At 56.4% G+C, this 22,397-nt stretch carries 21 protein-coding genes; 8 read left to right on the top strand and 13 right to left on the bottom strand.

What is annotated here, in order from left to right; translation table 11 throughout:
• Nucleotides 1–76: 76 nt before the first annotated feature.
• Complete coding sequence (locus QEP11_RS05590; RefSeq protein ID WP_284335656.1) at nucleotides 77–1,351, top strand: DEAD/DEAH box helicase; 1,275 nt, start codon at nucleotides 77–79, stop codon at nucleotides 1,349–1,351.
• 55 nt (nucleotides 1,352–1,406) lie between these two features.
• Here the strand turns inward: QEP11_RS05590 and QEP11_RS05585 are convergent, their stop codons facing one another.
• Nucleotides 1,407–1,934 (bottom strand): hypothetical protein, encoded by a 528-nt coding sequence (locus QEP11_RS05585; RefSeq protein ID WP_284335655.1) that lies wholly within the window; start codon nucleotides 1,932–1,934, stop codon nucleotides 1,407–1,409.
• 239 nt (nucleotides 1,935–2,173) lie between these two features.
• On the opposite strand from QEP11_RS05585, the gene fghA reads away from it, so the two are divergent.
• Nucleotides 2,174–3,040, top strand: a complete 867-nt coding sequence (fghA, locus tag QEP11_RS05580) for an S-formylglutathione hydrolase (protein WP_284335654.1) — start codon at nucleotides 2,174–2,176, stop codon at nucleotides 3,038–3,040.
• Between the two features lie 123 nt (nucleotides 3,041–3,163).
• On the opposite strand, the gene QEP11_RS05575 is transcribed toward fghA, so the two are convergent.
• The 3 genes from QEP11_RS05575 to QEP11_RS05565 all read right to left on the bottom strand — a co-directional run bounded on the left by QEP11_RS05575 (nucleotide 3,164) and on the right by QEP11_RS05565 (nucleotide 4,716).
• Nucleotides 3,164–3,400, bottom strand: coding sequence for a VF530 family protein (locus QEP11_RS05575; RefSeq protein ID WP_284335653.1), 237 nt, complete (start codon nucleotides 3,398–3,400; stop codon nucleotides 3,164–3,166).
• A 77-nt stretch (nucleotides 3,401–3,477) separates the two neighbouring features.
• The gene (locus QEP11_RS05570; RefSeq protein ID WP_284335652.1) at nucleotides 3,478–4,227 is read right to left on the bottom strand and encodes a glycosyltransferase; all 750 of its coding nucleotides are present in this window, start codon (nucleotides 4,225–4,227) and stop codon (nucleotides 3,478–3,480) included.
• Nucleotides 4,228–4,248: 21 nt separating this feature from the next.
• Nucleotides 4,249–4,716 carry a YhbY family RNA-binding protein gene (locus QEP11_RS05565; RefSeq protein ID WP_284335651.1) on the bottom strand — a complete coding sequence of 156 codons (468 nt, stop codon included), beginning with the start codon at nucleotides 4,714–4,716 and terminating at the stop codon, nucleotides 4,249–4,251.
• Between the two features lie 32 nt (nucleotides 4,717–4,748).
• Here QEP11_RS05565 and QEP11_RS05560 point away from each other — a divergent pair, with 32 nt between their 5' ends.
• The 6 genes from QEP11_RS05560 (at nucleotide 4,749) to QEP11_RS05535 (ending at nucleotide 11,137) form a co-directional block, all read left to right on the top strand.
• Nucleotides 4,749–5,402, top strand: a complete 654-nt coding sequence (locus tag QEP11_RS05560; RefSeq protein WP_284335650.1) for an RlmE family RNA methyltransferase — start codon at nucleotides 4,749–4,751, stop codon at nucleotides 5,400–5,402.
• A gap of 169 nt (nucleotides 5,403–5,571) precedes the next feature.
• A complete protein-coding gene (gene ftsH, locus QEP11_RS05555) occupies nucleotides 5,572–7,497 on the top strand; it encodes an ATP-dependent zinc metalloprotease FtsH (RefSeq protein ID WP_284335649.1) in 1,926 nt (641 codons plus the stop codon).
• Between the two features lie 67 nt (nucleotides 7,498–7,564).
• On the top strand, nucleotides 7,565–8,419 hold the full coding sequence (gene folP / locus QEP11_RS05550; RefSeq protein ID WP_284335648.1) for a dihydropteroate synthase: 855 nt from the start codon (nucleotides 7,565–7,567) through the stop codon (nucleotides 8,417–8,419).
• 2 nt (nucleotides 8,420–8,421) lie between these two features.
• Nucleotides 8,422–9,756 carry a phosphoglucosamine mutase gene (gene glmM / locus QEP11_RS05545; protein WP_284335647.1) on the top strand — a complete coding sequence of 445 codons (1,335 nt, stop codon included), beginning with the start codon at nucleotides 8,422–8,424 and terminating at the stop codon, nucleotides 9,754–9,756.
• A 256-nt stretch (nucleotides 9,757–10,012) separates the two neighbouring features.
• Nucleotides 10,013–10,426, top strand: a complete 414-nt coding sequence (rnk, locus tag QEP11_RS05540) for a nucleoside diphosphate kinase regulator (RefSeq protein WP_284335646.1) — start codon at nucleotides 10,013–10,015, stop codon at nucleotides 10,424–10,426.
• A 99-nt stretch (nucleotides 10,427–10,525) separates the two neighbouring features.
• Complete coding sequence (locus QEP11_RS05535) at nucleotides 10,526–11,137, top strand: GbsR/MarR family transcriptional regulator (RefSeq protein ID WP_284335645.1); 612 nt, start codon at nucleotides 10,526–10,528, stop codon at nucleotides 11,135–11,137.
• Nucleotides 11,138–11,199: 62 nt separating this feature from the next.
• On the opposite strand, the gene QEP11_RS05530 is transcribed toward QEP11_RS05535, so the two are convergent.
• From QEP11_RS05530 to QEP11_RS05490, 9 genes are all read right to left on the bottom strand, one after another.
• Nucleotides 11,200–12,111 (bottom strand): DUF3014 domain-containing protein, encoded by a 912-nt coding sequence (locus QEP11_RS05530; protein WP_284335644.1) that lies wholly within the window; start codon nucleotides 12,109–12,111, stop codon nucleotides 11,200–11,202.
• Between the two features lie 126 nt (nucleotides 12,112–12,237).
• Nucleotides 12,238–12,366, bottom strand: a complete 129-nt coding sequence (gene cydX, locus QEP11_RS05525; RefSeq protein ID WP_284335643.1) for a cytochrome bd-I oxidase subunit CydX — start codon at nucleotides 12,364–12,366, stop codon at nucleotides 12,238–12,240.
• A gap of 133 nt (nucleotides 12,367–12,499) precedes the next feature.
• Nucleotides 12,500–13,651: a cytochrome d ubiquinol oxidase subunit II gene (gene cydB / locus QEP11_RS05520; protein WP_284335642.1), complete on the bottom strand. Its 1,152-nt coding sequence runs from the start codon at nucleotides 13,649–13,651 to the stop codon at nucleotides 12,500–12,502.
• A gap of 15 nt (nucleotides 13,652–13,666) precedes the next feature.
• Nucleotides 13,667–15,259 carry a cytochrome ubiquinol oxidase subunit I gene (locus QEP11_RS05515; protein WP_284335641.1) on the bottom strand — a complete coding sequence of 531 codons (1,593 nt, stop codon included), beginning with the start codon at nucleotides 15,257–15,259 and terminating at the stop codon, nucleotides 13,667–13,669.
• 89 nt (nucleotides 15,260–15,348) lie between these two features.
• A complete protein-coding gene (locus QEP11_RS05510; protein WP_284335640.1) occupies nucleotides 15,349–17,040 on the bottom strand; it encodes an amino acid ABC transporter ATP-binding/permease protein in 1,692 nt (563 codons plus the stop codon).
• A complete protein-coding gene (gene cydD / locus QEP11_RS05505) occupies nucleotides 17,037–18,716 on the bottom strand; it encodes a thiol reductant ABC exporter subunit CydD (RefSeq protein ID WP_413788685.1) in 1,680 nt (559 codons plus the stop codon). The genes QEP11_RS05510 and cydD overlap by 4 nt, the downstream gene beginning before the upstream one ends.
• A 156-nt stretch (nucleotides 18,717–18,872) precedes the next feature.
• On the bottom strand, nucleotides 18,873–19,832 hold the full coding sequence (locus QEP11_RS05500) for an NAD(P)H-dependent flavin oxidoreductase (protein WP_284335639.1): 960 nt from the start codon (nucleotides 19,830–19,832) through the stop codon (nucleotides 18,873–18,875).
• A gap of 131 nt (nucleotides 19,833–19,963) precedes the next feature.
• Nucleotides 19,964–21,754 carry an acyl-CoA dehydrogenase C-terminal domain-containing protein gene (locus tag QEP11_RS05495; protein ID WP_284335638.1) on the bottom strand — a complete coding sequence of 597 codons (1,791 nt, stop codon included), beginning with the start codon at nucleotides 21,752–21,754 and terminating at the stop codon, nucleotides 19,964–19,966.
• A 375-nt stretch (nucleotides 21,755–22,129) separates the two neighbouring features.
• Nucleotides 22,130–22,397 (bottom strand): electron transfer flavoprotein subunit alpha/FixB family protein (locus QEP11_RS05490; protein ID WP_284335637.1); only part of this gene is annotated, 268 nt, incomplete at its 5' end.

Below are 22,397 nucleotides of genomic sequence, written 5' to 3'. Positions count from 1 at the left end.
CTAAAGTCCTTGCCGCACACAGCTGCGCTACAAAGCAGACAATTACAGTCTTTGCTTTTCAGGCGTTTTTCTGTCCATGCCCTTTTCTGCTCTTGGCCTTGCCCCATCGCTGGCCCACGCTGCCGCCTCTCAAGGCTTGATTGCACCCACTGCCGTGCAGGTGCAAGCAATTCCTGCGATTTTGGATGGTCAAGATTTGCGCGCTTGCGCTCCAACTGGCTCAGGCAAAACAGCGGCCTACATACTTCCATTGTTGCAACGCTGGCTGCTTAGTGATGCCAGCCATCGGCAGGGGCCTCGCAGCACCAAGGCCCTGATCTTGGTGCCAACGCGTGAGCTGGCCGCCCAGGTGGCCGAGCTGATCTACCATCTGGGAGAAGCCTTGGGACAGCGGCCCAAAGTGGCGGTGTTGACGGGCGGTGTTTCCATCAACCCTCAGCTGATGGCGCTGCGTGGCGGTGTAGACATGGTGATTGCAACTCCAGGACGCTTGCTGGATGTGGTGGCACACAGCCAGCTCAAGCTGCACACCATCCAAACGCTGGTGATGGACGAGGCTGACCGCCTGATGGACCTGGGGTTTGCGCAGGAACTGGAGCAAGTGTTGGCGCTGCTCCCGAGCAAGACAGCACGCCAAACCCTGCTTCTCTCAGCCACATTCAACCCTGCTGTGCAAAACCTTGCCGCTGAGCTGTTGCGCGAACCTCACCACAATGTAGAAGTTGAGAACACGCACCACCAAGATGCCACAATTGCTCAGCGTGCCATCCATATCGATGCAGCACGTCGCAGCGCCCTGTTGCGCGAGCTGATTCTCCAACATCCCGGTCAGCGCGTTCTCGTATTTGTCGCCAGCCGCTACAGCGCCGAACATGTTGCCAACAAGTTGTATGCCAAAGGGATTTATGCGACGGCTTTCCATGGCGAACTCAGCCAAGGTGCACGCGAGACCGTGTTGCGAGAATTCAAGGCTAATCAGTGGCAAGTGGTAGTGACTACCGATCTGGCATCACGCGGTATTCATATCGAAGCATTGCCAGTGGTCATCAACTACGACCTGCCTCGTTCCCCTGACGATTACACCCACCGCGTGGGCCGCACTGGACGCGCAGGTTTGAGTGGCACAGCCATCAGCTTTGTCACACCCGATACGCAAGCGCACTGGAGACTGATTGCCAAACGCAACCAGCTGGACCTGCCCCTGGAGACCTTGGCAGCCTACCCGGTCACAGAAAAGGCCCCTGAACGCCAACCGCATGAAGATGGCAACAATGGCGGTATCAAAGGCAAGCGCATGAGCAAAAAGGACAAGTTACGTGCAGCTGCGGCGGCGCAAGGCAAGCTTCTTTAGACGTATTCTCTGCCTCCATAGCCACCCTTGAGGTGGCTTTTTCATGGGTATTTCGCTATCGGGGCCGCGCATGCTGACCCTCGGCAGTCACTTCTTCATCCTCTTGAGTTGCGTCATGCAGCGCCTCGGGCTCCAGCTCTTCTGCTGAGCGATTCAGATGCACAAACATGCCCCAGCCAAACAGCATGCTGCCTACACCCACCATCAAAGCAGCCGCATACAGCAGACTTTCAGGATTTTCTTGCGCCTTGAAAGTGGCAATCAAAGCCTCAATCGCCAGTGCCACCACGACCACGACCAAAAACCTGGAAAGGAAACGCCGTACACGTGTCGGGCCTGCAATACTCGCATCGCGCACCACCTCCTCCTCCACGACGGTCTGGCTGATTTGCAGCGCCACCACTGCAGCGGCCAGCACGCCCATAGCTTCCACCATATGCAAGGTGGTCTCGGCATCAAAACCATTGGCCACCGTGGCCCAGCCCTTGCTGATTGCTATCCAGAGCAAAGCCAAGGACACCAAGGCAAAGAGCAAAGCCATCAACGCATGGACAGCAGTAAACAAGGAATGCACGGCTTTCATGGCAACTCACTGAAAAGAACGGGATCCCCATCTTTTCACCGCTTCTGCCCCCGCTGCGTAGGACGAAGCGGAACAAGCCCCGCCAGACTGGCTGGCAAGTAAAAAGTTTGGTCCATCGGTACCCGCCAAGCCCCTACACTTCGCTCAACACGGCAGAGCAATGCCGCCTTTAAAAATCAGCGCTAAGTTCAGCCGCAGATTCTCCGCAGCCACAGCGCTTTTTTCTCCAGGAGTCGTCCATGTCCACCCCCTTCGAGCTTTTGTCCGCCCATGCCTGCTTTGGCGGCGCACAACGCTACTACCAACATGATTCACGCGAGATTGGTCTGCCCATGAAATTCTCCGTGTTCTTGCCCCCTCAGGCCATCATGGGCGAAAAAGTACCAGCGCTGCTGTTTCTGGCCGGACTGACCTGCACGGAAGAAACCTTTATGGTCAAAGCCGGTGCCCAGCGCTTGGCCGCAGAGCTTGGTCTGGCGCTGATTACCTGCGACACCAGTCCACGCGGAGCCCAAGTCCGCGGCGAAGCCGACAGCTGGGACTTTGGCGTAGGCGCTGGCTTTTACCTCAATGCCCAGCAAGCACCCTGGGAACGTAACTGGCGTATGGAAAGCTACATCATGGAAGAACTGCTGCCCATGCTGGGGCGCTACCTGCCCATTGATATGCAACGTCTGGGTATCTCGGGCCACAGCATGGGAGGGCATGGTGCACTCACACTGGCGCTGCGCCATCCAGGCAAATTCAAAAGCCTTTCCGCTTTCGCACCGATTGCGAACCCCAGCAACTGTGCCTGGGGTGAAAAAGCCTTTTCAGGCTACCTGGGCGACAACCGTGCAGTATGGGCACAGCACGACGCCACCCTGCTGATGGAAAAGCAGGGCAAGGTCCCCTACCCGGCAGGCATTCTCATTGACCAGGGTATGGCCGACAAGTTTTTGCACGAGAAGCAACTATTGCCCGAGGCACTGGAAGCTGCATGCGAAAAGCTGGGCCAGCCTCTGACACTGCGCCGTCAGGGGGGTTATGACCACGGTTACTACTTCATTCAGAGCTTTATTGACGACCATTTGCGCCACCATGCGCAGCAGTTGCAAGCCAGTTAAGGTCTGAAACTGTGCGTTGTCACATCGCCTGGCAAGCTGGCAGCCTCACGGCTGCCAGCTACGAATGCACAGACGTCAGCAAGCACTCACACCAAGACGTAAGCCTTCACAGCTTCAACACCGTCAGCGCTGACGCTGTGTGACACGCAGGGTGTACACGTACAGTTGCTCCACCTTTTCCCTCGCCCAGGGCGTTTTGCGCAAAAAACGCAGACTGGAAGAAATGCTGGGCTCAAACTGAAAGCATCGCACCGGAATGCGCCTACCTAACTCTTGCCAGCCGTAGTAATCCACCAGGTCGGTCAGAATTCGCTCCAGCGTCAGTCCATGCAAAGGGTTGTGCGGTTGTTCTTGGCTCATGGTTCAAAACTGACAGTCAAAGAAAAAAGCCCCTCTGAGCCAAGCCGAGAGGGGCTGTGATTGCGGAATCTGGGTAATTATTCGCGCCAGTGTTCAGCCACCCATGTGGCTGGCTTGATAAATCGGAAGCGGCGATTGCGCCGTCCCGCCAGGGCATCCGGCGGATTGCATTCCCCGTGGAAAATCACAATGCGCGCGTTCTCTGGCACAAAGGGAGGATTCCAGTAATTGGTGGGCCAAGATGGAATGCAATGGTATTTGAAGCTCGGACACCACTGCGCAGGCCAATACTTGAGCTTGCCCTGCTTGTAGATGACATCCGACAGATAGGCCTGTTCATTGCGGAACTTCTGGCGAATTTCTTCGAAGTGGCCACGAAAGTAGTCCAGCACATCAGCATGTGCGCCCAATTCAAAGCGATAGACGGAAGAGTTACCCGTCACACGCCATGGACGCTTGTGGTCATGGATGATGAGGAATTCACCAGGGTAGGTGAAGAAATCATCCAGCGAGCCGGTGATCACCACATCCACATCCAAAAACAGCGCAGTACCCTTGAGGCCATGCAGGTCTTTGCTGAAGGTTGTCAGCTTGGTCCAGCCACGTTCAGGGATGCCTGCAGGCAGTTCCAGGGACGGGATGGGCAGGCATTCCACTTCGGAACGAATCCCTTCAGCATTGTCGGTCAGGCAGACAAAGCGAAAATCACCACTGAGATGACGGCGCACCATGGCGTACAGGCGATTGACATACTCGGGCCCATACTTGGTACCCCACTTCATGCAAAGAATGTGGCGCTCAGGTGTGTTGGAGGTTGAGGTGGTCATGCAAAGAGGATATTGGAATACTTAGTGACCTTTTTTGGTCGACTTGGGACCACTCTTCTTGGCACGCTTGATCAAGCCGCCCTGTGTCAGGCGTTGATTGCCCAGCACACGGATTTGCTTGACCTCAGGCTTGCTTCCGGCACGGCCGAACTTCAGCAACTTGATATCGCGTGGTCCAGCTTTACGGTCTTCGTCAATGGCTTTTTCCTTTTCGGGGATGGGGCGCCACAAGACCAGCAGCTTGCCAATGTGTTGAATAGGAGCAGCGTTGAGTTCGTCGCACAGTTGCAGATAAATCTGCTCACGGGCGGCACGATCATCACCGAACACGCGAACCTTGATCAGGCCGTGCGCGTTCAATGCAGCGTCAACTTCCTTCTGGACGGCGGGTGTCAAGCCATCACCACCAATCATGACCACAGGGTCCAGATGGTGGGCATCAGCGCGGTGTTCCCGGCGCTCAGCGGGAGTTAAATCAATTTGGGGCATGCCCGTATTATCGAGGCAGGAAGAAATTTGCGATGAATACCAAAACGAAAAGCAAGAAGGTCAACAAGAATTGGCTCAATGCCCACTTGAATGACCCTTTTGTGCAAGCCGCCCAAAAGGACGGTTACCGCGCTCGCGCGGCCTACAAGCTCAAGGAAATTGATGAGACATTCAAGCTCATAAAACCTGGGCACATCGTGGTGGACTTGGGCTGCGCGCCAGGCGCCTGGAGCCAGTACCTGCGCCGTCGCCTGTCCCCCACAGGAAACTCGGTCGGAGCGATCAACGGCACCATCATCTCTCTGGATCTGCTGCCCATGGAACACATTGAAGGCGTGCACTACATTCAGGGCGACTTCCGAGAAGAGTCGGTACTCACACAACTGGAAGAGGTGGTGCAAGGCCGCCCGGTTGATGTGGTGGTCTCTGACATGGCCCCCAATCTTTCAGGCAATAGCACCACAGATGGAGCCCGCGTGGAACACCTGATTGAACTGGCTGTCGACTTCGCCACCAACCACCTGCGCCCTGAAGGGGCATTGGTGGCAAAAGTCTTTCATGGCCCAGGTTATGACGATCTGGTCAAGCTGTTCCGCAGTCATTTCAAGCTGGTCAAGCCGCTCAAGCCCAAGTCTTCACGCGACAAATCCTCGGAAACCTTCCTGATCGGTATTGGTCTGAAATAACCCCAAGCCACCCGGTTTGCTCGAGCAAAGCGTATAAAACCCTTGTACCCCATTGCCTTGGCAGGAATAAAGGTTTAGCACAGTTGCTTGAAACACCTAAAATGGGCCTTATATGGGAGCTTCATACTCCCATGCGAATGTTTTCTCCTCTTTTCCTCTGGAGCCCCGCTTGAACAATCAGTGGTTTTCAAAAATCGCCGTCTGGCTGGTCATCGCCATGGTGTTGTTTACGGTATTCAAGCAATTTGATACCCGTGGCAGTGCTGGCGCAGGCCAAATCGGCTATTCGGAATTCCTGACCGAGGTGCGCAACAACCGCATCAAGAGTGCAACCATTCAGGAAGGCCAAGGCGGCACTGACATCGTCGCGGTGACCACCGATGATCGCCGCGTACGCACCACTGCGACCTATCTGGACCGCGGTCTGGTGGGCGACTTGATCGCCAACGACGTGAAGTTTGATGTCAAACCTCGCGAAGAAGGCTCTTTGCTGATGAGCTTGCTGGTCAGTTGGGGCCCCATGCTGCTGCTGATTGGCGTATGGATCTATTTCATGCGCCAGATGCAGGGCGGTGGCAAAGGCGGAGCTTTCAGCTTTGGAAAGTCCAAGGCCCGCATGCTCGACGAGAACAACAACACCGTCACTTTTGCAGACGTTGCCGGTTGTGACGAGGCCAAAGAAGAAGTCAAGGAAGTTGTCGACTTCCTGAAGGACCCCAACAAGTTCCAAAAGCTCGGCGGTCGCATTCCCCGTGGCTTGTTGCTGGTTGGCCCCCCCGGTACCGGTAAAACCTTGCTGGCCAAGTCGATTGCTGGTGAAGCCAAGGTGCCTTTCTTCTCGATTTCTGGCTCTGATTTCGTGGAAATGTTTGTGGGTGTGGGCGCAGCCCGTGTCCGCGACATGTTCGAAAATGCCAAGAAGAACGCGCCTTGCATCATTTTCATTGACGAAATTGATGCAGTGGGTCGCCAACGCGGCGCTGGCATGGGCGGTGGCAATGACGAGCGCGAGCAGACTCTGAACCAGATGCTGGTGGAGATGGACGGCTTTGAAACCAACCTTGGCGTGATCGTCGTGGCAGCCACCAACCGCCCCGACATCCTGGACGCTGCCTTGCTGCGCCCCGGTCGTTTTGACCGTCAGGTCTATGTAACGCTGCCCGATATCCGTGGCCGTGAACAAATCCTGAACGTGCACATGCGCAAGATTCCTGTGGGCCAGGACGTGAATCCTTCCGTCATCGCCCGCGGTACACCCGGCATGTCCGGTGCGGATCTGGCCAACCTGTGTAACGAAGCTGCCTTGATGGCTGCGCGTCGCAATGCGCGCACCGTGGAAATGCAGGACTTCGAAAAGGCCAAGGACAAGATCATCATGGGCCCTGAGCGCAAGACCATGGTCATGCCTGAGGAAGAGCGCCGCAACACGGCCTACCATGAGGCGGGCCACGCACTGATTGGCCGCCTGCTGCCCAAGTGCGATCCCGTGCACAAGGTCACAATCATTCCCCGAGGCCGTGCCCTGGGTGTGACCATGAGCCTGCCCGAGAAAGACCGCTACTCCTATGACAAGGAGTACATGCTCAATCAAATTGCCATGCTGTTTGGTGGTCGCATCGCCGAAGAAGTGTTCATGAACCAGATGACCACCGGCGCTTCGAACGACTTTGAGCGGGCCACTCAGATTGCCCGCGACATGGTCACACGTTACGGCATGAGCGATGCACTGGGCACCATGGTGTACTCCGAGCAAGAAGGTGAGCCCTTCCTGGGCCGCACGTTCAGCAAAGGCTCCAGCCTTTCGGAAGCCACGATGCAGGCAGTGGACACCGAGGTACGCCGCATCATCGATGAGCAATACGCTCTGGCGCGCAAGCTGATTGAAGACAATCAGGACAAGATGCACGCCATGGCCAAAGCCATGCTCGAGTGGGAGACCATCGACATGGAGCAACTGGACGACATCTTTGCAGGCAAAGAGCCTCGCCCACCCAAGGACTGGGTGCCTCGTACACCGAAGTCCTCGGATGATGGCAACTCTTCCGGTGGCGGCACTCCCGCCGTGGATACCAACCCATCACCCTCAGCCGCTTAAAGCTGCACATACCATCACGGGGCCTAGCGCCCCGTTTTTCATGGCCGAGTGTTATCTGGAGATTTCTATGCCGCAGTGGCAGACCACCCGCTTCTTGCTGAATCTGCAAAGCCCCTTGGTGATGGGCATCGTCAACAATACCCCCGACTCATTCTCTGATGGCGGCAAATACCAAGGCCAGCAAGCAATGCGCCATGCGGAGCAGCTGGTCAAAGATGGGGCCGACATTCTGGATATCGGCGGTGAATCTACCCGCCCTGGCTCTCCGTCCGTTTCACTTGAAGAAGAGCTTCAACGCGTGCTGCCTGTTGTGCAAGAAGCAGTAAAGCTGGGTGTTGCTGTCTCCGTGGACACTTACAAACCCCAGGTGATGCAAGCTGCCCTGGACCTGGGCGCCGATATCATCAATGATGTATGGGGGTTGCGACAAGCTGGGGCACAGGATGTGGTTGCACAGCACCCGCTTTGCGGGGTTTGCATCATGCACATGCACCAGACGCCTCAAGACATGCACCTGCACCATATGCAAGGGAATGTAGTCACCCAAGTCCAGACTTTTTTGCAAGGAGCGTCACAAGCGCTGATGGAGCGAGGCGTTGCCCGAAATCGGATCGTCCTGGATTACGGCATAGGTTTTGGCAAAAGCGTTGCACAAAATTTTGCTTTGCTTGCACACCAAAAGCAGTTGCTGGCACTAGACTTCCCTCTTTTGGCGGGATGGTCCCGAAAAGGCTCTCTGGGACAAGTCAGCGGCTTGCCAGTGGAGCAACGCATGGTGCCCAGCGTCGCGGCAGCATTATTGGCTGTCGAGCGTGGAGCACGCATTGTCCGCGTCCACGATGTGGCAGATACCAAAGCCGCTTTGGCAGTCTGGCGGGCCATGAACGAACAAAAAAAAGCAGACTCTTCAGGAGAAAATTAGGAATGGCTCGCAAATATTTCGGCACAGACGGCATTCGGGGAAAGGTTGGCCAGTCAGTCATCAATCCAGACTTTGCACTGCGCCTGGCCCATGCCGTGGGGCGCGTCCTTAAAAAGACCCAAACCCGGCCTTCCGTGCTGATTGGCAAAGACACACGTATTTCCGGCTACATGCTGGAAGCGGCCTTGGAAGCCGGTTTCAATGCTGCTGGTGTGGATGTCATCTTGTTGGGGCCCTTGCCAACACCGGGTGTGGCCTACCTCACACGCACACAGCGCGCCAGCTTGGGCGTGGTGATCAGTGCCAGCCATAACCCGTTTTATGACAACGGCATCAAGTTCTTTAGCGCACAGGGCACCAAACTGGATGACGCCTGGGAAGAGGCTGTGGAAGCCGCTTTGGAAGAATCTCCACAGTGGGTGGATTCTTCGGCATTGGGAAAAACACGCCGCCTGACCGATGCGGCTGGCCGCTACATCGAGTTTTGCAAAAGCACTTTCGACAACAATCTGTCGCTGCAAGGCCTGCGCATTGTGGTCGATGCTGCCCATGGCGCGGCATATCAAATCGCCCCCAAGGTGCTGCATGAATTAGGCGCAGAAGTGATTGCCATTGGTTGTGAGCCCGATGGTCTGAACATCAACGACGGGGTGGGCGCAACCCATCCCGAAGCACTGGCCCTTTCAGTGCGCGCCAACCATGCGGACTACGGCATTGCCCTGGATGGTGATGCCGACCGTCTGCTGATGGTGGATGCAGCGGGCCGCATCTACAACGGTGACGAGCTGGTGTACCTGATGGTGCAGGAGCGCTTGCAGCGCGGCGAAAAGGTCGTGGGTGCTGTGGGCACCCTGATGACCAACATGGCCGTGGAGGTGGCACTGCAACAGCAGGGTGTGGAGTTTGTCCGCGCCAAGGTGGGTGACCGCTATGTGCTGGAAGCACTCAATGAGAAAGGCTGGCAAATCGGGGGCGAGGGCTCGGGCCACTTGCTGGCACTGGACAAGCACACCACTGGTGATGGCTTGGTCAGCGCCTTGCAAGTGCTGCAAAGCTGTGTGCGCTCTGGAAAAACCCTGGCGCAGCAACTGTCGACGCTGACCCTCTTTCCTCAGACCTTGATCAATGTCCGTCTGAATCCAGGTCAGGACTGGAAGAGCAATACATTGCTGGCAGAGACCCAAGCCAAAGTTCAGCAACAGCTGGGCAATACTGGCCGCGTGCTCATTCGCGCCAGTGGCACAGAGCCTTTGCTGCGCGTGATGGTGGAAGCGCAGGATGCAGCGATCGCCAACCGTTGCGCCCAAGAACTGGCAGACGCCGTCAAAGCAGGCTGACACAGGCCCAAGTTCCGCACCCATGGCGTGCGGAATGCTTGCATTTATCTGCCAGACAGAGACAATGCATTCAGCACTTTTTGTTGTGCACCCTCTTTTGGCCCGGACAACCGTTGTTGCCCGGGCCTTTCTCCGTGTAGGCACCTGCGCTTGAGCGCCGCGCTTCCAATGCATGCTTCGGCACTCGTAAGCAATGCATGGCGCAATCAACAGCTCTTAACACGGTTTGATCACCACATCCGCAAGGAAGGACCTCATGGATAAGAAAAAGCCCGCCATTACTTTGTCATCGCTGGACATGGATCGCATTGAAGCATTGATGGAAAAACTCCCTGGCAACTTCCCTGGCCGGGAAGCCCTGGAAGCTGAGTTGGACCGTGCCGATGTGCTGGAACCCAAGGACATGCCGGCCAATGTCATCACCATGAACTCGACCGTTCGCTTTACTCTGCTGGAAAGCAATAAAAGCCAGACCTTGACACTGGTCTACCCTAAAGAAGCTGATGGCAGCCCTGACAAGGTGTCCGTTTTTGCGCCAGTGGGTACTGCCCTACTGGGCCTGCGCGTGGGCGATGTGTTTGAGCTGCCCAGCCCAACTGGCAAAGCTGTTACTGTGAAGGTGGATGCCATTACCTACCAACCTGAGAGTGCCGGTCAGCTACATCGCTAAACGACAAAGTTGATGTAGCGCGTTATTGCATGAAATAGTCCATACAGGCCAACATCGGTAAATTCCGCAATTGCAGAACTGCCTGCATTCCTAGGCACAATGTGTGCTATGACACAAAACACCCCACTCCCTCCATTGAATCGGCAATTTGTCTCGCACTTTGGCGAGATGGGTAGCCGTTGGGGCATCAACCGCACCGTAGGTCAAATCTACGCACTGCTGTATTTGTCGCCACGCGCACTGAATGCAGAAGAGATTGCGGAGACACTGGAGTTTTCGCGCTCCAATGTGAGCATGGGCTTGAAGGAATTGCAGTCGTGGCGCCTGGTCAATCTGCGCCACCACGCTGGTGACCGCCGAGAGTACTTTGAAGCGCCGCAAGACGTGTGGGAAATTTTCCGCCGTCTGGCAGAAGAACGCCGTCGCCGTGAAATTGAACCCACTCAGTCCATGCTGCGCTCAGCCTTGCTGGAAGATGTAGCCACTGATGACGAACGTTATGCCCAGCAGCGTATGCAGGAAATGTATGAGCTGATTGAGAAGCTCATGACTTGGTTTGATGATGTACAACGCCTCAAACCTGAAACCGCCATGCAACTGATGGGCATGGGTGCGGCAGTGACCAAGGTTCTGGACTTCAAAGACCGCTTGCTGGGTGGTAGCGACAAGGACAAGTCAAAGGCTGTAACCAAGGACGGCGGCGAAGCTTGATCGCCGCCCACCTTGCAAAAATCTTTGCACCACGACCAGCCTGCGCTCAGCGCAGGCCTTTTTCATCCTGCAATCTGCCCGCGCAAAGCTTGCAGATAAGTTTTGATGGTGCTGCGGTGCTGGGCTCCCATGCGCAACAGAATCTTTTGCCCTGCCGACAACGCTTGAAGCTGTGCATCTGCGTACTCATAACGCAGCCAGGGCTGCTGTGAAGCGACCTGACCTTGCACTTGCACCAGGCGCAGTTGCAGCGGTTCTTGCGGTTCTGGTGTCTGCAGCAAATGATCAATCACTGCCACCAGGCGGTCGTTGAAGTACTTGCCGGGATAACCCAGATTTTCATAGCTCTGCTGCAACACAGGATATGCCTGTCGATACCATTGAGCCGCCTTGGCTGGCTCAATACCCGTCACAAAGCCCACCACGGCGTCATAGCGCGCACTGTTGCTCTGCGCAATACGCATGCCATTCTCGTCTTGCGCCAGCTCCATTTGACCGCCAACTGGATAAATGGGCCACAAGCGCGGAGCTGCATGGCCTCTGGGCAAGTTATCGATAGTGGCCACAATGTGGTGCGCCAGACCAGGCGTCACTACGAACTTCACGGCAGTGCTGTCCAGCCACTGTCCAACCAAGCGATCCAGCGCCTGGTCATCATCTGCAGGCAGGGCATCTGCCTGGACAGGTACGGGATGCAGCACCTTTTCTTCTGAAGCAGTTTCATCGGAGGCTGCAGGTGCGGGATCTTCCGCAGCTGCATCAGGCAATCGCTGCTGCGCTGTCGCCTCAGGCTCCGCCACAGGTGCTTGTACCTGCTGCGGCTCAGCCACGCGATTTTTTGCAGCCCAATATTCGCGTGCGTACCAACCGCCATAGCCCAGGGCTGCAATGAGCAGCACGATCAGCAACCACTTGGTTGTGCCTGTGTCATGGCTGCGTTGTTGAGTGGGTGGACGAAAATCTGGTTCGGACATAACACTCCTTTCTGCACAGCGCGATGGAGGCAATGTCACGCTGTTGCGACCATCCTAACGGCCCTATGGACATAAAAAAACCCGCGACCTTGCATGCCACGGGTTTCTCTTGCTTGTTAACAGCGCTTAATTACCTGCTTTGCCTTGCAATTTTTTGCGTGTAGCTTCATCGTCCATCAGCTCAAACCACATGGCGTTGAGTACGGCAAATGCGGCAGCCAGCGGCAGGCCTAAAATCCAAGCGAAGTACCACATGTGTGCTTCCTTTCAACAATTCGTTTGTAATTCAACCCCGATACTTGAGCATCGCGCGGCGGAAGCTCTGTGTTTTCAAAAGAAACATGCCTCCCAACACGTAATTTCCAGCGCTGATTGCTCACTTTCGTCTTCAATAAGCGTGTCCCTTGCCTTGCTCAATGGCTTCAGGCTCTACCTTGCCACGCATGATGTGATAGACCCAGCTGGTGTAGGCCAGGATGATCGGCAAAAAGATAATTGTGCACACCAGCATGATGAACAGCGTCAGGTGGCTGGACGAAGCGTCCCACACCATCAGGCTGAACGTCGGATCCACCGAGGACGGCAGAATGAAGGGGAACATGGATACGCCCACACTCAGCACAATGCCTGCAATGGCTAGGCCACTGCTCATCAAACCCAGCCATTCGCGACGCAAATGCATGCCCAGCGCAGCCAGCAAAGGCATCAGCACGCCCAGAGCAGGCACAATCCACAACAGCGGCTGCTTGCTGTAATTGAGCATCCAAGCTCCCTCACCCACTGCTGCCGACTTGAGCAGCGGATTGGACGGGCCGGTGGTACTCATTGCCTGCGTCAAGACATAGCCATCATGGCTGGACAGCCACACACCCGACAACACAAACAACAGTGTGGTGACCACGGCAGCACATACACCCCAGCGCACAGCGCGTGCTTGCACAGCACCTGTGGTTTTGAAAACCAGCCATGCTGCACCGTGCATGAGCAGCATGCTCAGTGAGACCAGACCACACAACACGGCAAATGGTGAAAACAGGTCGAAGAAGCTACCGTCCCAATAGATGCGCATATCCGGAGCCAGACGGAATGGCACGCCCAGCAGCACGTTCCCCATGGCTACGCCGAACACCAAGGCTGGGCCCCAACCACACAGGCACAATATCCAGTCCCAGCGATTGCGCCATGCAGCACCCTCTCGCTTGCTGCGGAATTTGAAAGCTACAGGTCTCAGGATCAGGCATACCAGAATGGCGAACATGGCCATATAAAAACCTGAAAACGAGATGGCATACAACTGTGGCCAAGCGGCAAAAATGGCACCACCACCCAGGATCAACCAGACTTGATTGCCTTCCCATACAGGGCCAATGGTGTTGATCACCACCCGGCGCTCCACATCGGTTTTGGCTGTGGCAGGCAGCAAGGCTGCGACCCCCAAGTCAAAGCCATCAGTGACTGCAAAGCCAACGAGCAAAATGCCCAAAAGCAGCCACCAGATGACGCGCAAGACGTCGTACGAAATAAGTTCATGCAAGATCATGTGTGACTCCCTCGATTACTTGCTGGCCTTGGAATCTGCCCACTGGATTTGAGAAAAGAAAGCACTCAAATGCGGCTCGCTTTCTTCCTGCGGTCCCTTCAAAATGGCTTTGCGCATCAGCACCATTTCAATGATGAACATCACGGTGTAAATCGCCACAAACAGCGCAATCGTCAGCAACACTGTGCCCGCACCCAAATTCGAGACCGCCATCGCAGTGGGCAGCACCCCTTCGATAATCCAAGGTTGGCGCCCCACTTCAGCCACAATCCAGCCGCACTCTGCAGCAATCCAGGGTAGTGGAATGGAGAACACCGCCACCTTGAGAAGCCATGGATAGGCATCAAGCTTGTGACGCGCGGACAGGAAGAAGAAGGTGGCTGTCAGAACAATGAAGAAGAAGCCCAGTCCTACCATCAAACGGAAGGACCAGAACAGCGGGCCTACCGGTGGCACGGTATCGTTGGCCGCTTGCTGGATTTGCATGTCGGTTGCCTGGCGCGGGTCATCAACGTAGCGCATCAGCAGCAGGGCATAACCCAGACGGTCTCCCTTTTCTTCAAAGATGGCCTTGGCTTGTGCAGGCACCTCTGCATCGCTCTTGGCCATACGGATAGTCTGCAGCGCGTCATAAGCTTCGATACCGTTACGGATATGGTCTTCAGCACGTGCTACCAGATCCTTGATACCAGGGATTTCGGTGTTCAAGGAGCGAGTGCCAATCAGACCCATGGCCCATGGAATGTGTACGGCATAGTGCGTCTCGCGTGCCTCGGTATCCGGAAAGCCAAAGGCAGTAAAGGCAGCAGGTGCAGGCTCGGTTTCCCACATGGCTTCAATCGATGCCAGCTTCATCTTCTGATGTTCTGACGAGAGATAACCGCTCTCATCACCCAGCACCACCACAGACAGCGATGCCGCCAGACCGAACGAAGCCGCCACAGTCATTGAGCGCTTCGCCAGCGCAATATGACGCCCCTTGAGGATGTACCAGGCCGAAATGCCCAATACAAAAATCGCAGCCGTCACGTAACCTGCCGATACTGTGTGCACAAACTTGGCCTGGGCCACCGGGTTGGTCAACACAGCCAGGAAGTCATTGACTTCCATACGCATGGTCTGCGGATTGAACACTGCCCCTACGGGGTTTTGCATCCAGCCGTTGGCAATCAGAATCCACAGCGCCGAGAAGTTGGAGCCAATGGCCACCAACCAGGTCGCTATCAAGTGCTGTACCTTGGTCATGCGGTCCCAACCAAAAAAGAACAGACCGACAAAGGTTGCTTCCAGGAAGAAGGCCATCAGGCCTTCAATGGCCAGTGGAGCACCAAAGATGTCGCCCACATAGTGGCTGTAGTAGCTCCAGTTCATGCCGAACTGGAACTCCATCACCACGCCGGTCGCCACCCCCATAGCGAAGTTGATACCAAAGAGCACTCCCCAGAACTTGGTCATATCGCGCCAGATGGTGCGGCCTGTCATGACGTATACGGTCTCCATGATCGCCACAAGCACGGCCAGACCTAAAGTCAGCGGTACAAACAAGAAGTGGTAGAGCGCCGTTATCGCAAACTGCAATCGCGATAAGTCGACGATGTCGAGATCCATGGCTTTTCCTTTCTAAAGGCCCCCAGACGCAATGAGGCTGTTGGGCTTGCGCCCGTGCAATAAAAAACTCTGTACGAATGTGGCCGCGCTCAATCTGGCCGCAAACGCTGCAACAAGACATCAAACATAGGCTCTCCTCTTCTGGACTGTGCTTTCACAACACCCGCTTCCAGCCATAGCAACCGGTCAGCCATCTGTGCTTCACGCTGCAAGTGCGTGCACAACAAAACCGTGGTGCCTTGCTTGCGTGCCTGCAATCGCTGCAGCACATCCAGTGCCGTGGTGCTATCCAAGCCTTCAGTGGGTTCATCAAGCAGCCAGCAAGGCTGCTGCGCCAACAACAGCCTTGCCAATCCCAGGCGGCGAGTCTGTCCGCCTGACAGGCCCAAGCCACCTTCACCCAGCGGGCTGTCCAGGCCTTGCGGCATGGCACGCACATCTGCATCCAAACCGGCGTCGCGCAATGCCGCCCACAGCGCGGCATCGTCTGCCAGTGGTGCAGCCAGACGCAGGTTGTCACGCATACTGTCCTGAAACAAGGCCACACGCTGGGTCAGCCACACACTTGGCTGCGCATGTACCTGACCTTGGGTCAGCGCTTGCTCTCCCGCTAATACCGCCATCACCGTCGACTTGCCCGCCCCGCTCGCCCCAATCAGCGCCACACATTCGGACGTGTCAATCGATAGATTGATCTGCTGTATGGCTGGCTGTGTCTGCCCTGGGTAATGCACTGTGGCGTTGCGCAGCGAAAAGGCGATACCTTGTTCCGGCGCAGTGAGTGCTGAGTCAACCTCGTCCGCCTGCAAACGCTCACCCAGGCGGCGTGCAGCAAGACGGGTACACCCTGCTTCCAGTGCACCACGACGCAGAGCCGCAAAAGGCTCCATCGCCGTCAATGACACAAGCAGTGCCAAAGCTGCTCCAGGCGCACCGATCGCATTCACCTGCACCAGGTAGCCTGCAGCCGCCAAAACACCAGCCAGCAGCAATGCCCCCGCCACACCAAAACCTGTGGCGGCTTGGGCATCAAGACGATTGAGTTGATGATCTGCCTTGGCAACACGCTCATCGCTGCGTTGCACACGGGCACACTGCGCAGGCAAGCGCCCAGCCATTAACAGCTCTGTTTGCCCCGCAACCAAATCTACGGTTTCAGACCGCATGCGCTCCAACGCAAGGGCACGCTGTACTGCAGGTACCGTGCTGCGATGCGCCAGCCAGCAGGTGAGACAGGTGCCAAATAGCATCAGGAAACCGAAAACAGCCAGCCCCAACCACCATTTCAAAGCGCCCAGCACCGCTGCGGCTAGCAGCGTAGCCCCCATTGCCGCAGCCACCGGAACAATCAGACGCAGATAAAGGCTGTCCAGCGCATCCACATCTGCGCTCAGGCGCTGCAGCAAGCGTGCGGGTCGCAACTGCAACAATCGTGCTGCACCAGGCTGTGCCCAGCTGACAAAAAGCTTTTCTCGCAAACCTGCCAGCACGGCCAGTGTGGCCTCATGGGTTACCAAGCGTTCACCATAACGCGAGGCAGTACGCCCCATGGCCAGCAAGCGAATGCCAGCAGAAGGCATGAACACATCAAACACCAAGGCTGTGGCTGGAACCAGGCCCGCAATCGCAGTGGCGGCAATGAACCAGCCCGACAGCCCCAGCAACGCCATGCCCATCACCACGGTCAAGGTAGCCATGGCTGCCCCGCCCAACCACCAGCGGCGGGGAGCCATTGTGCTGAGCAAGCGCGCCATTTGTCGCAATCCAGTGCGCTGTTTCATGACAGCTCTCCAGCCTGGGGTAAGCAAATGGACCGATCCATCAACGCTGCCAATGCACGGTCATGCGTGGCTACCACCAAGGTCTTACCTTCAGCCATATAACGCAAGTTATGCATGACTTGCTTTGCCGTCTCGGGGTCAAGATGCGCTGTCGGCTCATCCACCAGCCACAAACCAGCATGCTGATGCACCGCCATACGCGCCAATGCCAAACGCACAGCTTCACCACCGGAAAGCCCCTGCCCACCCTCACCCAGGCTACTCGAGGGGCGCTGTCCCAGACTTTGCATCAGCCCAGCTTTCGCCAGGGCATCCCTGACTCCAGCGGCATCCACGGTTTCACGTCCCAGACTCACGTTATGGCTGACGGTGGCTGCAAACACATGCGCCTGCTGCCCCATCCACGCTGTGCGCGCACGCATGGATGGCCAGTGCGCATCGTCCATGGGCAGTCCATCCATCCACAATGTGTGTGCTGGCACTGGCAACAGACCTGCCAACTGTGCCAGCAGCACCGATTTGCCAGCACCGCTGGGTGCCCATATGGCAACATGCTCACCAGCAGCAATCTTCAGACTCACGGGTGGCAGCGCACTGTGACCTTGTACAGCCACCTCAAGCCCACGCACCTCAACTTCCACGGCATCATTTGCAGCCTGCCGGGGTACATTTTCCAAAGCCGCAGGCAGTGGCAGTTGCTGGCGATGCAACGCTTGCAAACTCTCCATGGCAGCTTGCCCTGCTGCGCGGTCATGCCAAACCGCTGAGAGCTCACGCAGCGGATCAAAAAAACTCGGCGCCAGCATCAACACCCACAAGGCTTGCCCAAGGCTCAGTTTGTCGCCCCACGCGCCAAAAGGCAGATTGCCCAGCAAGTGAAAGCCCACATACATCGCCACCATCGCCACGCCCAGGGCGGCGAACAGCTCCAGCACCGCCGACGATAGAAATGCTATGCGCAGAACGCGCATGGTGCGCTCACACAGCGATCGCGCATGATCGCGCAGGCGGCTTGCAGTTAGCGGTACGGCATGCAAAGCACGCAGTGTGCTCAAACCGCGCAGACGATCCAGCAAAAATCCGTTCATCTGGCCCAATTCCACCATATGAGCCTCACTCGCAGCCTTGGCCCTCCAGCCCACAATGGCCATGAAAAGGGGAATCAATGGCGCTGCGAACAGCAAAATCAAGGCAGCCAGCCATGATTGAGTGGCAACCGCCAGGGCGATCACTGGCGCAACCACCATCACACGCCACATCGCAGGTTGGTAGCGCGCAAGCCACGGAACAATGGCTTCGGCCTGCTCGGCCAGAGCACCTGCAACCAGGCCCGATGCCGGGCGGCTTCGATCCAATGCAGAAGTTTGCGCCTGTGCTTGCAAGGCCTGCCTGCGCAAATGGCTGACATGTGCACGCGCATGCACATAGGTCACGCGAATGCCAAGACCTTCACACAGGGCCCGCAGTATCCCGCACACAGCCACCATACCCACTTGCACCGGCAAATGCGCCAGCGCACGTCCATCTGCAAAACACTGCACGGCCCACGCAATGGCTGCAGCCTGAGGCAACCACAGCAAGGATGCCAGCATCAGCCAACCACTACCAGGCTGAAAGCGGTGTCGCGTAACAGCTTGGGCATTGTTGGTCACCTGAGATGGATCAAGACTTAGCATTTTTCCTTTTTTCAGAAATTACTGAAATTTGATGAATGTTAAGCAGTTACCAAAAACTTGGGCTCACTCTCCCGCATTACCCCAGAGAAACACTCGAGTGGTTGCGCAATAAAAAAAGCACCCTCAGGTGCTTTTTAAATTGATTTTGATCAAGTATCAATGTGCTTGCAACAAGCGTTGACGTGCCATCTGGTACTCCTGCTTGAAGCGCGCGATCAAATCCGCCGCTGGCTGTACCTTGTCAATCGTACCGATGCCCTGACCACAGCCCCAGATATCTTTCCACGCTTTGGTACGGCCCGAACCGAAGTTCATAGCGCTTGGGTCCGAAACCGGAAGATTGTCTGGATCCAAACCAGCTGCCCGGATAGACGGCGCCAAATAATTGCCGTGCACACCGGTGAACAGATTGGAATAGATCACATCGTCGGAGTTGCAGTCCACGATGGCTTGTTTATAGGCTGCATCAGCACGTGCCTCTTCGGTAGCGATAAAGGCTGAACCGATATAAGCGAAGTCTGCGCCCATAGCCTGTGCTGCCAAGATGGCGCCACCCGATGCCATAGAACCTGACAACGCCAATGGACCATCGAACCATTGCCGGATCTCTTGAATTAGCGCAAACGGGCTTTTCGTACCTGCATGTCCTCCGGCACCAGCTGCCACCGCAATCAGACCGTCGGCGCCCTTTTCAATGGCCTTGTGCGCAAACTTGTTGTTGATCACATCGTGCATGACCACGCCTCCCCAGGCATGCACAGCCTGGTTCACATCTTCGCGTGCCCCAAGGCTGGTGATGACCAATGGAACCTTGTACTTGGCACACACTTCCAGGTCATGTTCCAGACGGTCATTGCTTTTGTGCACGATCTGATTGATGGCAAATGGCGCAGCAGGCGCTTCAGGATAGGCTTTGTCATGGGCGGCCAGAGCCTCGGTGATTTCAGCCAGCCAGTCATCGAGCAGCTCCGCAGGACGCGCATTCAAAGCAGGCATGGAACCCACGATCCCTGCCTTGCACTGTGCAATGACCAACTTGGGATTGCTGATGATGAACAAAGGCGAGCCAATCACTGGCAAAGCCAATTTTTGCAACACTGCAGGGATCTTTGACATCCAAGGGTCTCCGTCATTGAAATAGAAGAAAATCCACTGCCAGCGCTGAAATTCTCAGCGCTGGCAGCTATTTTTTTCAGAGTTTAAATGCGGCACAGACAGGGTGTGGCGCACAGGCTGTCGCTTGCGTGTCAGAACGCGTCCAGCGGCAAAGCGCAAGCGCTTTCACCACCCCACACAATGCTGTCGCGCAGACTGGTGGCACGCGTCAGAATGTGCTCGGCGTAGAACTGCGCAGTAGCCACTTTGGCCTGCATAAACACCACATCTTCGCCCTTCGCAACTTTGTCCTGGGCCACCAGCAACGCGCGGCCCATCTGCCAGCCTGCAACCAAGTTGCCTGTCAGCATCAAGTACGGAACGCTGCCTGCGTACACCGCATTGGGCGATGCCTTGGCCTTGCCTGCCACAAAGTCCACCACATCCAAGAACGCTTCGCGTGCCGCCTGCAAACGTTGCGCCATGGCTTGTGCAGCAGGTGTTCCACTGGCCGCCAGTGCTGCTTCCGTTTTCGCGATTTGCGCGGCAATGTCCCTGGCATTCTGACCGCCATCGCGCACCGTTTTACGGCCTACCAAGTCGTTGGCCTGAATGGCAGTCGTGCCTTCGTAGATGGTCAAAATCTTGGCATCTCGATAGTACTGGGCGGCCCCGGTTTCTTCGATAAAGCCCATGCCACCATGCACCTGCACGCCCAGATTTGTCACCTCCAGGCTCATCTCCGTGCTGTAGCCCTTGACCAGCGGCACCATGAACTCATAGAACGCAGCATTCGCTTTGCGCACCTCTGCATCGGGATGGTGGTGAGCCGCATCATAGGCTGCCGCAGCGGTGCTGGCCATGGCGCGACACGCTTCAGTTGTAGCACGCATGGTCATGAGCATGCGACGCACATCAGGGTGATGAATGATGGAGGCACTGCCAGCCACACTGCCATCCACAGGACGGCTTTGCACGCGGTCACGCGCATACTGCACGGCACGCTGGTAGGCCCGCTCCGAGACAGCAATGCCTTGCATGCCCACAGCGTAACGCGCAGCGTTCATCATGATGAACATGTACTCCAGTCCACGGTTCTCTTCCCCGACCAGATAACCTACGGCCCCACCGTTGTCACCGTATTGCAGTACCGCCGTGGGCGATGCCTTGATGCCCATCTTGTGCTCAATCGAGACGCAGTGCACATCGTTGCGCACGCCTAGAGATCCATCATCATTCACCAGGAATTTAGGCACTACAAACAGGCTGATGCCCTTCACTCCTTCGGGCGCGCCAGCCACACGGGCCAGCACCAGATGCACGATGTTCTCTGCCATGTCGTGCTCACCATAGGTGATGAAAATCTTGGTGCCAAATACCTTGTACGTCCCATCTGGCTGCGGCTCAGCCTTGGTGCGCACCAAAGCCAGGTCAGAGCCAGCCTGGGGTTCCGTCAGGTTCATGGAACCAGTCCACGTACCACTTACCAGTTTTTCCAGGTAGGTGGCTTTGAGCGTATCGCTGCCTGCCGTCAAGAGCGCCTCAATGGCTCCATCCGTCAGCAGCGGGCACAAGGCAAAACTGAGATTCGAGGCATGGAGCATTTCTACGCAAGCAGCGCCAATCGTCTTGGGCAACGCTTGCCCACCGAAATCAGCCGGATGCTGCACACCCTGCCAGCCACCTTCCACGAACTGCTGGTAGGCTTCTTTGAAACCTGGCGTGGTCGTAACCTTGCCCTCTGCAAAGCTAGATGGGTTGGTATCACCAGGGATATTGAGCGGCTCCACCACACCTTCGCAAAGCTTGGCACTTTCTTCCAGCACTGCCTGTGCTGTCTCCAGACCCGCATCTTCAAACCCTGGAATCTGTGTGACCTGTTCCAGATTGGCCAAATGCTCCATGCAAAACAGCATGTCTTTGATCGGTGCGGTATAGCTCATGTTTCATCTCCCCTTATTGCTAAAAATACGACCTGAGCCTTGTGCCATCAGCACACGCAAACGTCGATGACGTCATATGTGCCTGCACATTCACAAAGCCCGGTTTACATAAATTAGATGGATTGCACGGCATGACGAAATCGCATTCGCATCGTCTGCCCATCCAGAACGTTCATGCCTACGTTTGTATTTGAGCCTGCAACAGCGTCCGGCGCAAATGCAAGCATTACGCCGCACTTCGCGTGCCTCAGCATTGGCTTGCCTCATACCCTGTCTACATACCAGAGTCAGACTCTCTTGTTGTAGCAGGTGCGTAAGATCTGCAGCCGCAAAAAGTAAAAAAGGAGGGCACACCCTCCTTTTTTGCTTCGCTCATTACAGCGCGTTCACCAGTTCGGGCACTGCCGCAAACAGATCCGCTTCCAGACCATAGTCCGCCACCGAGAAGATCGGCGCTTCGGGGTCCTTGTTGATCGCCACGATCACCTTGGAGTCCTTCATGCCCGCCAGGTGCTGGATCGCGCCCGAGATACCGGCTGCGATGTACAGCTGCGGCGCCACAATCTTCCCGGTCTGGCCCACTTGCAAGTCGTTGGGCGCATAGCCTGCGTCCACCGCCGCGCGCGATGCGCCAATGGCTGCG

This window comes from Comamonas halotolerans (assembly GCF_030162935.1).
Classification (GTDB): Bacteria; Pseudomonadota; Gammaproteobacteria; order Burkholderiales; family Burkholderiaceae_C; genus Comamonas; species Comamonas halotolerans.
Note: the sequence above shows the minus strand (reverse complement) of the source record. Positions and strands in the feature narration are given on the sequence as shown.